Source organism: Kocuria sp. APC 4018 (assembly GCF_030407675.1).
In the GTDB taxonomy this organism is placed as follows: Bacteria; Actinomycetota; Actinomycetes; order Actinomycetales; family Micrococcaceae; genus Kocuria; species Kocuria rhizophila.
In genome coordinates, this window is record NZ_JASDCY010000069.1 from 1 (window position 1) to 13,756 (window position 13,756).

10 protein-coding genes are annotated in these 13,756 nt (G+C 71.8%); 2 read left to right on the top strand and 8 right to left on the bottom strand.

The features are described 5' to 3' along the window. On the top strand, window positions 1-1,382 hold a 1,382-nt coding region (locus QL985_RS10585; protein ID WP_290147802.1), incomplete at its 5' end, for an isochorismate synthase. Window positions 1,383-1,557: 175 nt separating this feature from the next. Further along, window positions 1,558-2,328: an ABC transporter substrate-binding protein gene (locus QL985_RS10590; RefSeq protein WP_259905530.1), complete on the top strand. Its 771-nt coding sequence runs from the start codon at window positions 1,558-1,560 to the stop codon at window positions 2,326-2,328. A 54-nt stretch (window positions 2,329-2,382) separates the two neighbouring features. Here the strand turns inward: QL985_RS10590 and QL985_RS10595 are convergent, their stop codons facing one another. The 8 genes from QL985_RS10595 to QL985_RS10630 form a co-directional block, all read right to left on the bottom strand. Then, a complete protein-coding gene (locus QL985_RS10595; RefSeq protein WP_259905529.1) occupies window positions 2,383-3,120 on the bottom strand; it encodes an SDR family oxidoreductase in 738 nt (245 codons plus the stop codon). A gap of 43 nt (window positions 3,121-3,163) precedes the next feature. Next, entirely contained in the window at window positions 3,164-5,002 is a 1,839-nt protein-coding gene (gene menD, locus QL985_RS10600) for a 2-succinyl-5-enolpyruvyl-6-hydroxy-3-cyclohexene-1-carboxylic-acid synthase (RefSeq protein WP_259905528.1), read from the bottom strand. A gap of 237 nt (window positions 5,003-5,239) precedes the next feature. Then, entirely contained in the window at window positions 5,240-6,580 is a 1,341-nt protein-coding gene (locus tag QL985_RS10605; RefSeq protein ID WP_259905526.1) for a GTP-binding protein, read from the bottom strand. A 2-nt stretch (window positions 6,581-6,582) separates the two neighbouring features. Then, a complete protein-coding gene (gene cysD, locus QL985_RS10610) occupies window positions 6,583-7,512 on the bottom strand; it encodes a sulfate adenylyltransferase subunit CysD (protein ID WP_259905524.1) in 930 nt (309 codons plus the stop codon). Next, window positions 7,494-8,357: a phosphoadenylyl-sulfate reductase gene (locus tag QL985_RS10615; protein WP_259905523.1), complete on the bottom strand. Its 864-nt coding sequence runs from the start codon at window positions 8,355-8,357 to the stop codon at window positions 7,494-7,496. Before QL985_RS10615 ends, cysD begins: the two co-directional genes overlap by 19 nt. Next, window positions 8,354-10,066, bottom strand: a complete 1,713-nt coding sequence (locus tag QL985_RS10620; RefSeq protein ID WP_259905522.1) for a nitrite/sulfite reductase — start codon at window positions 10,064-10,066, stop codon at window positions 8,354-8,356. Before QL985_RS10620 ends, QL985_RS10615 begins: the two co-directional genes overlap by 4 nt. A 273-nt stretch (window positions 10,067-10,339) precedes the next feature. Further along, entirely contained in the window at window positions 10,340-12,565 is a 2,226-nt protein-coding gene (locus tag QL985_RS10625) for a PhoX family phosphatase (protein WP_259905521.1), read from the bottom strand. 187 nt (window positions 12,566-12,752) lie between these two features. Next, window positions 12,753-13,739 carry an o-succinylbenzoate synthase gene (locus QL985_RS10630; protein WP_290147806.1) on the bottom strand — a complete coding sequence of 329 codons (987 nt, stop codon included), beginning with the start codon at window positions 13,737-13,739 and terminating at the stop codon, window positions 12,753-12,755. Window positions 13,740-13,756: the final 17 nt, after the last annotated feature.

Below are 13,756 nucleotides of genomic sequence, written 5' to 3' on the forward strand. Positions count from 1 at the left end.
CCCTCCCCCTCTCGGACGTCCCCGCCGCCTCCGACTTCGCGCGCGACCCGGACGTCCGCCGCCTGCTCGGCAGCGAGGACCCCGCCACGTGGATCGTGCGCGGCCAGGGCCTCGTGGGCCTCGGGCGCACCGCCGCCTACCGGGTGCGCGGCGGCACGCGGTTCACGTCCGCGCGCGTGTGGTGGGACGCCGTGCGGGAGGCCGCTCGGGTCACGGACGAGGTGCGGCTCCCGGGCACCGGGCTGCTGGCCTTCGGCGCGTTCGCGTTCGCCCCGTCCTCCACCGTGGACTCCGGGCTCATGGTCCCCGAGCTCGTGGTCGGCACCACCGGGGACACCGCGTGGCTCACGCTCGTCACCACCCAGCCCTCCCCCACGGTCTCGGACCTCGACGCCGCCTGGCGCCGCCTCGCACGCGTGGCTCCCACCGGGCACGCTGCCACCGCCGGGCACGACGCCGCCGCGCCGCTCCGCGCGGAAACCGGCCGTGCGGCGTCGTCGCACCCCACGGCGGTGCCCGGTGCGCTGGACGAGGAACGCTGGATGGCGGCCGTGGCGGACGGCGTGGGCATGATCCGCGCCGGGGAGCTGGACAAGCTCGTGCTCGCGCGGGACGTGGTGGTGGACACCGGCGCGGACATCGACCTGGGCGGGGTGCTCGGGCGGCTGAGCGAGCGCTTCGACACGTGCTGGACGTACTGCGTGCGCCTGGGCGAGGAGGGCTCGCCGTGCGCGGGACGCCTGCTCGGCGCCACCCCGGAGATGCTGATCCGCGTGCACCGCGGCACCGCGACGGCCCGTGTGCTCGCGGGGACTCTCGACCGCCAGGACCTCCCGGAGGGCGCGAACCCGGAGGACTTCGCGGGCACCGAGCTGGGCGGGTCCGAGAAGCAGCAGCGCGAGCACCGCTTTGCCGTGGACTCCCTCGTGGCGGGGCTGTCCCCGTACGCGGACGAGGTCTCTGGCGGCGAGCACCCGTTCATCCTGGCCCTGCCCAACGTGTGGCACCTGGCCTCGGACGTCACCGCGCAGCTGCGCACCGGCGTGGACGGCACCCTGCCCTCCGCACTGGAGCTCGCGGAGGCCGTGCACCCCACCGCCGCGGTGTGCGGGACCCCCACCGAGACCGCGGGCGCGGTCATCGAGGACCTCGAACGCATGGACCGCGGCCTCTACGCGGGTCCCGTGGGCTGGCTCGACGGCGCCGGCAACGGCGAGTGGGGCATCGCCCTGCGCGGCGCGGTCCAGCTGGACGGGCACCGGGCACGGGTGAGCGCGGGCTGCGGAATCGTGGCGGAGTCCGACCCGCGGGCCGAGCTCGCCGAGACGTGGGCCAAGCTGCGCCCGATGCTGGAGTCGCTGCCCGCGCACAGCCAGGGATAGCGGGCCCGTACCGAACCCGGCATGGTTCCGACAGCGGGACGACCTGCCTCTCGGGACTCGTCCGGCTCGGGCGCGCACCCGACCTGGGCCCCCCACCCTGGTGGCGACCCCGCCGGAGTCGCGAGCCCGCATAGTACGATCGCCACAGGTCCAGGCCACTCGACGAGGAGTCCCCATGCCAGCGCTGCGTCGCACTGCATCTGCGGTTGCCGCTGTCTGCGCGGCTGCCGTGGTGCTGTCCGGCTGCGGGTCCTCCACGCCGGACCAGATTCAGGAGAGCCCCTCCCCCGAGGCCTTCCGGGTCTGCACGAACTCCCCCTATCCCCCGTTCGAGTTCGAGCGCGACGGCGAGACCGTGGGGTTCGACATGTCCCTGGGCCACGAGATCGCCCGGGACATGGGCCGCACCCTCACCGTGGTCCAGGCGGACTTCCACACCCTGGAATCCGGTGACGCACTGAACGCGAACCGGTGCGATGCCGCCATCTCCGGGATGACCATCACCGAACGGCGCCGTCAGGCCGTGGACTTCTCGCAGCCGTACTTCAACGACCAGATCGCACTGCTGACCACCAGGGACTCCGGCATCACGAGCTTCAACTCCGTGGGCGGCAGCACCGTGGGGGTCCAGCACGCCACCTCCGGCGAGAAGTACGCGCGGGACAAGAAGCTGAAGGTGCGCGAGTTCGAGGATCTGGACCGGATGCTCTCGGCCCTGCAGGGCGGTCAGGTCAAGGCGGTCTCCGGGAACATCTCCACGCTCTCCCAGGAGGCCAAGAAGCACCCTGAGCTGCGGCTCGTGCAGACCGTGGACACCAACGAGAATCTCGGCGTGGCGGTGAAGAAGGGCAACACCGAGGTTCTCGACGCGGTGAACCGGACCCTGGACCGGGTCACGCGTGACGGCACCGTGGACCGCCTCAGGCAGGAGTGGATGGGCATGTAGCACCCTCCGGGCGCACCCGGCCCGGCGCCGCCGGGATCCACGTTCTGGTGGTGCTCAGCGCATCCCGGAGGGGCGCACGGAGATGACCTCCACCTCGGAGGTGCGCTCGGCGTCCACCGCCATGCGGACCGCGGCGGCGATCTGCTCGGGCTGGATCCACTCCTCCGGGCGGTACTCCTGGCCCATGTACTCGTGCAGCTGCTCCTGCATGTCCGTGGCCACGCGGCCCGGGTGCACCGAGGACACGCGCACCCCGTGCTCGCGCTCCTCCTCCCGCAGCGCGTCCGTGAGGGCCCGCAGCGCGAACTTGGTGCCGGAGTACAGCGCAGAGGAGGCGCGGGACGTGAACCCCGAGCCGGAGTTGATGGCCACCACGTCCCCCTGCGCCGCGCGCAGCTCGGGCAGGGTGAGCCGGGTCAGCTGCGCCACGGAAATCACGTTGACGTCGAAGATCTGCTCCCACATCTCGCGGGGCGCGTCCGCCACGAGGGACTGCGGGGCGATGCCCGCCGAGTGCACCAGGACGTTCAGCGCACCGAACTCTTCACGCAGGGGCGCCCACGCGGCGGCCACCTGCTCGTCGTCGGTCACGTCCGCCACGAACGGGCGGGTCCCGGGACCGGTGCCTGCGAGCTCGGCGCGCAGGCGCTCGACGTCCTCCTCGGAGCGCCCGCCCACGAACACCACGTGGTCCGCGGCGAGGTCCCGGGCGATCGCCCGGCCGATGCCGCGGGTCGCTCCCGTGACCAGGGCGGTGCGAGGGGTGGTCTGCTGTGCGGTCTGTTCACTCATGACGCCATGCTAACGAGCGGCCCCGCACCCCGGGCCAGCGGGGTCAGCGTGCTGCCAGGTGCTCCTGCGCCGCCCGCGCTCCCGCCTGCCGCGCGGCCGCGTTGACGTCCCGCAGGGTCTCCCGGGACACCGGCACCTCGATGACCCGGCGACCCACGACGGGTGCCGCGAGCGCGGCGGCCAGTTCCACGGCCGTCTCCGCCCGCACGTGCTCCACACCGTGGGCCGCGCACAGGTCCGCGATCCCCGCCCGGTGCGGGGTCCCGAAGAACCGCTCCACCGCCGCGGTGTAGCGCTCGTCCAGGCCCAGCCCGCCGTGCTCGAGGGTCTGGAAAATCCCCCCGCCGGAGTCGTTGACCACCACCAGGTGCGCGTCCGGGACCTGCTCCCACGGGCCCACGAGCAGTCCCCCGGCATCGTGCAGGAACGTGAGGTCTCCCATGACCGCGCGCACCGGGCGTCCGGTGCCCAGCCCCACGCCGAACGCGGTGGCCACCGTGCCGTCGATCCCGGCCAGGCCGCGGTTCGCGATCACGGGCACGGACGAGTCCGCCCGCGCCACGAGATCCACGTCCCGCACCACCGTGGACGAGCCCACCACCAGCACGGCACCGTCCCGGCAGCTCGCGTCCCACACCGCGCGGGCCACGTGCAGGCGGGTCAGCTCCTCCCGGGTGTCCGCGTAGCGCAGCACCGCGGCGAAGGCGGCGTCCCCCGCCTCGCGCCACGCATCGAGCCAGCCTTCCGCCACGGGCCCGACGGCGCTCGCGGCCTCCGCGAAACCGGGCACCTCGGTCTCAGAACGGCGTCCCGGCTCGAACCACGGTGCAGGGTCCGGGCGCACCGCGACGACCCTGACCCCTGGGCGCTTGAGCAGGGCGGAGACCGCGCGGCTCAGGGTGGGCCGTCCCACGAGGACCACAGTGTCGACCTGACGCCCGAGGGTGGTGTCCAGGAGGCTCTCGTAGGAGGCGATCACCTCCCCCTCGCGGGCGTTCGAGGAGGGTTCCGCGAGCAGGGGGAGACCGTGCTCCCGGGCGAATCGAGCGGCGGCCCGCCCGGCGCCGTCGCCCGCGAAGACCACGGGGTGCGACGGTGCTGTGGTCGTGCTGGAGCCGGGGAGCGGTGCGGTCGGGGCGTTGGCCGGCGCGCCATCTGTGGAGGCGTCATCAGTGGGCGCCCCGGCGGGCAGGAACGGCTCGGGCAGCACGGACCACGGGTGGGCCGTGAGATCGGACGTTTCCGCGGACCGGGTGCGGCGCAGCTCCGCAGTCAGTTCCCGGGCCCAGTCCTTCAGGTACGCGTGGTCCTCCTCCGACACCGGGTAGAGGGGGTCCCGCAGCGCAATGTTGAGCTGCACCGGACCCGGCGCGGAGTCCCGGTCACCGGCGAGCGCGGCGAGCGGGGGTTGCAGGGCGGCGTCGATCGCCGCGCGCTGCTCGGTCTCGGTCCCGGTGCCGTCCGGGGGCAGCACGTCCGCCTCTGCGCGCACGAAGGTGCTGAACATCCCGGGCTGGCGCGTGGTCTGGTTGGCACCGGTGCCGCGCAGCTCGGGCGGACGGTCCGCGCTGAGCACCACCACGGGCACGCCGGCGTGGGAGGCCTCCATCACGGCGGGCAGCAGCTCCCCCACGGCGGTGCCGCTGGTGGTGAGCACGGCGCACGGGTGGCCCGTGGAACGGGAGATCCCCAGGGAGGTGAACGCGGCGTCCCGCTCGTCGATCCGCACGTGCACGCTCAGCGCGCCGCTCGCGTGGGCGGCGGCCGCGGCGTAGGCCAGGGGTGCGGAGCGGGAGCCCGGGGACACCACCAGGTGCCGCATCCCGCGTACCGCGAGCGCGCGCAGAACCGTGGTGGCCGTGAGGATGCTGGGGGTGATCACCCTCCCGAGGGTACTCAGCCCCACCGACGCCGACGGACCGGTCGACGGCGCTCCCGGAGTTCCTGCCGGGGCGCCCGCACCTCCTGGACCGGGCAGCACACCGCAGGGAGCGGGCGAGCCTGGCCACCGTCTCGCGGCCGCGCCCCGGCTCACGCGGGCGAGGCGCCGAGAACGGCGCCTGTCACCCACGGGCGCGGCGCCCGCGCGACGGGACCGGGCGGCGTCGTCAGCCAGGGATCAGATGGCCCACTCCCCCGCGTCCGCGCGGAGGCTGCCGAGCACGCCGGGGGTGTGGACGCTGTCGTCCTGGACCATGCCCGCGGCCTGGGTGCGCCCGGACTGCGGGTCGATCAGCAGGAACGAGCCCAGCGCGTGGGAGGCCGTGTACGCGGTGGTGAACAGGGGTTCGGCCACACGGATGCTCACGCGCCCGATGTCGTTCAGCTCGAACGCGCCCACCGACTCCGCGGCGAGGCTCTCCAGGTTGAGGCGCCCGTCCAGGGAACCGACGATGCCGCGGACCACGCGCGTGGTGTGCTTGAGCAACACGCGCTGGCCCTCGCGCAGGGGGTTCTCATCGTCCAGCCAGCACACCACGGCGTCCACGGTCTTGGAGCCCTGCGGCGAATCGGCAGGGGCCGCGATCAGGTCGCCGCGGCTGATGTCGATCTGGTCCGCGAGACTCAGCGTGACGGACTGCCCAGCCACGGCGTGCTCGGCGGGAGCGCCGGCCACGTCGATGCGCGTCACGGTGGTGGTGCGCCCCGCGGGCTGCACCGTCACGGAGTCCCCCACGGCCACGGACCCGGAGGCGATCTGCCCCGCGTAGCCGCGGTAGTCCGTGAACTCCGGGGACACCGCTGCGGACTGCGGGCGGATCACGGTCTGCACGGGCAGCGCGAAGGGCTCGGAACGGGTGAGCTGCGAGGAGTCCGGGAGGTTCTCCAGCCAGCCCAGCAGGGACGGTCCCGCGTACCAGGGCGTGGCCCCGGACGGCTCCACCACGTTGTCCCCGCGCAGCGCGGAGACGGGGATGGTCTGCAGGTTCAGCACCCCCAGCTCCTCCGCGAGCGCGTGCAGGTCCCGTTCCAGCGTCTCGAAGGCGTCCTGGGCATCCGGGACCAGGTCGATCTTGTTGACCGCCACGATCAGGTGCGGCACGCCCAGCAGCGCGGCCACGGCCAGGTGGCGGCGGGTCTGCTCCACGATCCCGTGGGTCACGTCCACCAGCACGATCAGCGCGTCCGCCGTGGAGGCGCCGGTGACCGTGTTGCGGGTGTACTGCACGTGCCCGGGGCAGTCGGCCAGGATGAAGCTGCGGGCGGGCGTCGCGAAGTAGCGGTAGGCCACGTCGATGGTGATGCCCTGCTCGCGCTCCGCCCGCAGCCCGTCGGTCAGCAGTGCCAGGTCCGCGGAGCTCAGCCCGAGGGACTCGCTGACCCGCTCAATGGCCTCCAGCTGGTCCACCAGGATGTTCTTGGTGTCGTGCAGCAGCCGCCCCACCAGGGTGGACTTGCCGTCGTCCACGCTGCCGGCCGTGGCGATCCGCAGCAGGCTCGCTTGGTTCTCGGTGCTCATCTCTAGAAGTAGCCCTCTCGCTTGCGGTCCTCCATGGCGGCCTCGGACACGCGGTCGTCCGCGCGGGTGGCCCCGCGCTCCGTGAGCGTGCTGGTCCTGACCTCGGCCAGCACGTCCTGCGCGGTGACGGCCGGGGACTCGACGGCGCCCGTGCAGCTCATGTCCCCCACCGTCCGGTAGCGCACGGTGCGGGTCTGCACGGTCTCGTTCTCCCGCGGGCTCACGTGCTCGCCCACCGCCAGCCACATGCCGTCACGGCTCACCACGTCCCGCTCGTGGGCGTAGTAGAGGGAGGGCAGCTCGATGCCCTGCTCGGTGATGTAGGACCAGATGTCCAGCTCGGTCCAGTTGGACAGCGGGAACACCCGCACGTGCTCCCCGGGGCGGTGGCGCGTGTTGTACAGGCTCCACAGCTCCGGGCGCTGGTTGCGGGGGTCCCACTGGCCGAACTCGTCCCGCAGGCTGATGATCCGCTCCTTGGCGCGGGCCTTCTCCTCGTCCCGCCGGGCGCCGCCGTAGACCACGTCGTGGCGGCCCTCCGTGATGGCGTCCAGCAGGGGCACGGTCTGCAGCTGGTTGCGGGTGCCGTCCGGGCGCTCGGTGAGACGGCCGTCGTCGATGTAGTCCTGCACCTTCGCCACTTCCAGGCGGATGTGCAGCCGCTCGACCGTGCGGTCCCGGAACTCCAGGACCTCCGGGAAGTTGTGCCCGGTGTCCACGTGCAGCACGGGGAACGGGATGGGTGCGGGCCAGAAGGCCTTGGCGGCCAGGTGCAGCATGACCACGGAGTCCTTGCCGCCGGAGAACAGCAGCACGGGGCGCTCGCCCTCCGCCGCGGTCTCGCGGAAGATGTGGATGGACTCGGCCTCGAGCCGCTGCAGCTGGGTCAGTGCCGTGGGGGCAGTCGTGGTGCTCACAGGTGGATCCCGCATTCTGTCTTGCCCGCACCGGCCCAGCGGCCGGCGCGGGGGTCTTCTCCGGGGGCGACCTTGCGCGTGCACGGGGCGCACCCGATGGACGGGTAGCCCTGGCTCAGCAGCGGGTTGACCACCACCAGGTTCTGCTCGGCGTACTGGACCACGTGGTCGAAGGTCCAGTCCACGATGGCGTTGATCTTGACCATCTGGTGGTGCTCGTCCCACTCCACGGGTGCGGCGTTCGCGCGGTGCGGCGTCTCTTCACGACGCAGCCCGGTCACCCACGCCTCGTAGCCCGCCAGCGCCTTGTCCAGCGGTGCAACCTTGCGCATTCCGCAGCACAGGCCGGGGTCGCGGTCGTGCAGCTTCGCACCGTACTTCGCGTCCTGCTCGGGCACGGTGAGCTCGGGCAGCAGGGTGCGCACGTTCACGGGCCAGTCCCGGGCGAACTCGTCGCGCGTCTGCAGGGTCTCCGGGAAGTGGTAGCCGGTCTCCAGGAACAGCACGTCCACGTTCTTCAGGTGCGTGCTGACCAGGGCGGGAACCACGGTGTCCGAGGCCATGGAGCACGCGACCGCGAGCTTCTGTCCGAACGTCTCCGCGGCCCACGCGAGCACCTCGTCCGGGTCCGCGTCCCGCACGCCGAAGCGCTGCTGCGCCTCCTCCACGAGGGCCTTGAGCTCCTCGGTGGAGCGGGTGCGCCCGGGTGAGACCCCCTGGGAGGTGGCCGGTGCCGCGGAGCCTGCGGGCGGCGTCGTCGTGCCGCGGGCGTCCAGGGCCGCGGCGGACGACGCCGCTGGGTCCCCGCCCTGCCCCGCCGCGAGCGGGTGCGTGGTGAGCTGGATGTCGGTGGCTGTCATCGCAGGGATTCCTCCTCGGCGCTCAGCGCCCACTCGGCGAAAGACTGTTCCGGGCCGCGTTCCCGTAGGAAGGTGCGGGTCACGCGCTCCACGTAGTCGGCGAGGTCGTCCGCGGTGACCTTGAGCCCGCGCACGGTGCGCCCCAGGCTGCCCTCCTCACGGTCCGTGGAGGCGAGGCCGCCGCCCAGGTGGACCTGGAACACGTACTCCTCCCCGATGTACTGGCCCTTGAGCCCGATGTCCGCGGTCTGGATGCGGGCGCACGAGTTGGGGCAGCCGTTGATGTGCAGGGAGATGGGCGTGGGGATCTCCACGTCCGTCAGGCGCTGCTCCATGTCGTCGATCACCCGGGCGGCCAGGCCCTTGGTCTCCACGAACGCGAGCTTGCAGAACTCGATGCCCGTGCACGCGATGGTCGAGCGACGGAACGGGCTGGGCTTGGCGTGCAGTCCCAGCGGCTGCACAGCCTCGATCAACCCGTTGACGTTGTCCTCGGGAACGTCCAGCACCAGCACCTTCTGGTGCGGGGTCAGGCGGATGCGCCGGGAGCCGGCAACCTCGGCGGCGTCGGCCAGGGCCACCAGCGCGTCCCCGGACAGCCGGCCCGCGGTGAGCGCGAAGCCCACGTACCGGTTGCCGTCCACCTGCTCGTGCACGCCCACGTGGTCCGCGTGGCCCACTGCGCGCTCCGGGGCGGGCCCGTCCGGCAGCTCGAAGCCCAGGTACTCGTCCTGCAGCACCTGCCGGAACTTTTCCGGACCCCACTCGGCCAGCAGGAACTTCAGGCGAGCCTTGGTGCGCTGCTTGCGGTAGCCGTAGTCGCGGAAGATCCCGCACACCCCGGCCCACACGGGCACCACGTTCTCGCGGGAGACGAACGCGCCCAGGCGCTCGCCGAGCCGCGGCGCCACGGACAGCGCCCCGCCCACCCACAGGTCGTAGCCGGGGCCCAGCTCGGGGTGGTTCACGCCCACGAAGCTGACGTCGTTGATCTCGTGCACCACGTCCAGCGTGGGGCTGCCGGTGATCGCGGTCTTGAACTTGCGGGGCAGGTTCACGTACTCGGGGTTGCCGATGAACTCCTCGCGCAGCGCGGCGAGCTCCGGGGAGGGGTCGATGATGGCGTTCTTCTCCACGCCCGCCACCGGGCTCCCCAGGAACACGCGCGGGGTGTCCCCGCAGGCCTCCAGGGTGGTCAGACCCACGGCCTCCAGGCGCTCCCAGATCTCGGGGACGTCCTCGATGCGGATCCAGTGCAGCTGGATGTTCTGCCGGTCCGAGACGTCCGCGGTGCCGCGCGCGAATTCCCGGGAGATCTCCCCCAGCACACGTGCCTGCTCGGTGCTCAGCTGCCCGCCGTCCAGGCGGATGCGCTGCATGAAGTACTCGTCCGAGAGGGACTCCGCGTCCAGCTTGGAGGTGCTGGCACCCTCCACGCCCTGCTTGCGCTGCGTGTAGAGGCCCAGCCAGCGGAACCGGCCGTGGACGTCGTCCGCGGGGATCGAGGCGTAGCCGGTCTTCGAGTACTCCTCGATGATCCGCCGCTGCACGTTGAGCGAGTTCTCCTCCGCCTTGAACTCCTCGTTGTGGTTCAGGGGCGTGCGCCCGCTGACCTTCCACTGGCCCAGATCGGTGCCCTTGCGAGGTCCGCGCACGCGTCCGGACGAGGCTGCGGGGGCTGCCTCCCGGGTGTCTGCGGAGGTGGTCATGGGGTGCTCCTTGGGTGAGGGCCGGTCGAGTCGTTCCAACGTACAGACCGGCTGGTAACCCCCACGAACCCCCGTCACAAACACGTCACATATCCGGTGTCCTCCCACGTCACACGCGGTTTCGGCGGCACGACGACGCCGCTCGGCCGGCTTCCCGGCGGGCCCCACCGGAATGGCGGCGCGCGGGCGGCGTCGTCGGCCGGGCACGGAAAAGCGGGCGGGACCGCGGGTGTCCGCGATCCCGCCCGCCTGGTCAGGCCGAGCCGGAGAGAATCAGCTCTCGTAGCTCTTGGGGGCCTGCTGGGCGCGCTGCTGCAGCTCCGGGGTGGGCTTGTCGTCGTAGCCTCGGTACTGCGGACCGGTGGCGCCGTTCTTGCGCTTCTTGTCCTGGTTGGCGGTCTGACCGGGCTGATCGCTCACACCGCCCGGGAACTGGGGCTGGTTCTTCTTGTTCTTGCGGAAGACCTGCACCACCGCGGGGCGCGACATGGAGAACTCACCGGGCTTGACCCGCGTGGGCAGCGCGTAGTCCGGGAAGTACGAGCGCGGCTGCTCGAACGTGCCGTCCTCGCCCGGGTGCTGCACGGAGATGTAGACCATGCCCTCGGTGTCGTGGATCACCGGGCCGCAGGTCTCGGCGTCCTGCGGGACGGAGAGGAACTGCTGCACGCGGCCGCGCTCGGAGCCGTTGAGGGTCACCTTGAACAGGCCGTCGTTGTAGCCGATCTTGGAGGGCGCACCGTCCGTGGAGATCCACAGGTTGCCGGCCTTGTCGAACGCCACGTTGTCCGGGCAGGAGATCGGGGAGACCTTCTCCTTGGGGAACCCGCCGAAGTACGTGCCGGAGTCCTTGGTGGGATCGCCGCACACCAGCAGCAGGTTCCAGTCGAAGCGCGTGGCCTGCGGGAGGTTGTGGCGCTCGGTGAGCTCCAGGACGTAGCCGTCCCGGTTGCCGGTCTTCGGGTTGGCCTCGTCCACGCCGGCCTTGCCCTTGGAGCCGCGGTCCGAGTTGTTGGTCAGCGCCGCGTACACCTTGCCGGTGTGGGGGTTGGGCTCCACGTCCTCCGGGCGGTCCATCTTGGTGGCGCCGGCCTTGTCCGCGGCCAGGCGGGTGTAGACGAGCACCTCTTCCACGGACATGCCCTTGATCTTGGACTTGCCGTCCTTGACCAGCGGGAGCCACTCGCCGGAGCCGTCGAACTCGCCGTCCTTGGGCAGGGTGCCGTCACCGGTGATCTGCTTCTTGGGCGAGTTGCCCTTGAGCCTGGCCACGTAGAGGTCGCCCTCGGACAGGAGGGTCATGTTGTGCTTCTTGTCGCCCTTCTTGTACTTCTTGGCGGAGACGAACTTGTAGATGTACTCGAACTTCTCGTCGTCGCCGGAGTAGGCCACCACGGTGCCGTCGTCGCCCACGCGCACGTTCGCGCCCTCGTGCTTGAAGCGGCCCATGGCCGTGTGCTTGAGCGGAGCGGAGTTGGGGTTCTGGGGGTCGATCTCCACCACCCAGCCGAAGCGGTTGGGCTCGTTCTTGTACCCGGGGATGCGGGCGTCGAAGCGCTTCTCCACCTCGGGCCAGCGGCGGGAGGGCATGGTGGTGGGGAACCCGTAGCGCTTCTCCTCGGCGGTGCCGGAGGTGATGAAGTACTGGTGGATGTTCTCCTCGCCGGAGAGCACGGTGCCCCACGGGGTCACACCGCCGGAGCAGTTGTTCTGGGTGCCCAGCACGCGTTTGCCCGTGGGATCGTCCTGCGTCTTGAGCAGGTCCGAGCCGGCCGCGGGGCCGTCCACCACGAACGGGGTGGTCAGGGTGATGCGCCGGTTGCGGGCACCGCCGCGCACGTACGTCCAGGGCTCCCCCACCTTGGTGCGGGTGAGCTCCACGACCGCCATGCCGTGGGCCTGGATGGCCGTCTTGACCATGTTGGTCAGGTTGGTCTTCTCGTACCCGGTGGGGAACATGGTGTTCTCGTTGGTGTACTCGTGGTTGTTCACCAGCACGCCCGTGAGGCCGTTCGGGTCCGGGATGATGTCCAGGTAGTCGGAGTTGTAGCCGAACTGTTTGGCCTGCGCCTCCGGGGTCTGGTTCTTGGGGTCGAACTCCGGGGAGTCGTAGAACAGGGGGTCACCCCAGCGGATGATGGGCGACCAGTCGTAGCCCTTGGGGACGTTGAGATCGTCCACCGTCATGTTCACCGGCTTGATGGGGGTGAAGTCCAGGCGGGACTTGCCCTTGCCCCAGTAGCCGTAGGTGGCCTCCGCAGGCTGGGCGGTGGCGGCCACCAGACCCACCGTGACGGCTCCGGCGGCACCGAGCCCGAGCGCGGCACGGCGGCTCATCGCGGCGGAGATGATGTCGTGCACGTACTCGTTGCCGGAGGTGTTGGTGTCCGGGGTGGTGCACTGGCTGCCGCACTTGAGCTCGCACGTGAGCGGGCTGCGCTTGCCGTTCACGTGGCCCAGCATGGGCAGGAGACGGCGGCGTTCGGGTGCTTGGGTCATGGAGTGGCTCCCTGGGTGAGACATGCGTCCGTGCATGTCAGCGAGTGATTCCGTGGTCCACCTCACCACCCGGGCGTGATCATCACGCGACCTGGAAGCGAACTGCGGGTTAACCCGGGACTGCGCCGCCAGCAGGTTCATGCACACGCACAGAGGCCCGTCACCCGCGGCGAGGCCATGGGTAGAGCTACTGCCCCGCCAGCAGCGCGTGCGTGCGGCGCACCCGGTCCAGCCACCAGTCCCGGCGCTCACCGGTGACGGCGTGCTCGGTGAGCAGCGCCTCGTCCACGGCGACGTCCTGCACCGGCAGGAATCCGTCCACGGGGCGCAGGGGGTCGGCGGTCACGTCCGCCGTCATGAGCGAGAGCGTGCCCAGCCCGCACGCGTACGGCAGCTCGGGCAGCGCCGCGGCCAGGGCGACGCCCGCGCGGATCCCCACGGAGGAGTCGATGGCCGAGCTGACGACGGCGGGCAGTCCCGCCTGCGCCACGATCTCCAGGGCGCGGCGCACTCCCCCGAGCGGCGCCACTTTCACGACGATCAGGTCCGCGGCACCCGCGCGCGCCACCGCCAGCGGGTCCTCGGCCTTGCGCACGGACTCGTCCGCGGCAATCAGGGTGCCCACACCCTTCTCCCGCAGCCGACGCCGCACGCTCGCCAGACCCTCGACGCTCGCCACGGGCTGCTCGGCGTAGGCGAGGCGGAACTCGCTGAGCGCGCTCAGGGCGGTCACGGCGGCGTCGTCGTCCCAGCCCGCGTTGGCGTCCACCCGCAGCTCGGCGTCCGGGAGGAGGTGGCGGACGGCGGCCACGCGGGCGACGTCGTCCGCGAGACTCTGGCCGCGCTCGGCCACCTTGATCTTCACGGCGTGGACCTGCCCGGAGTAGCCGCCGAGGACGTCCGCGACGCGCTCGGCGGGGACCGCGGGGACGGTGGCGTTGACCGGGACGCGGTCACGGACGGGCTCCGGGAAGCCCTGCCACGCGGCCTCGATCCCCGCGCGCAGCCATGCGGCCGCCTCGGCGTCCCCATACTCGGGGAACGGGCCGAACTCGCCCCACCCGGCGGGGCCGCGAAAGACGACGGTCTCTCGCTCGGCGACCCCGCGGAAGGTCACACGCATGGGGAGGGAGACCACGTGGGCGGAGTCGAGGAGGTCGGAGAGTGGGGGGATGGGGAGGTGCGGGGTAG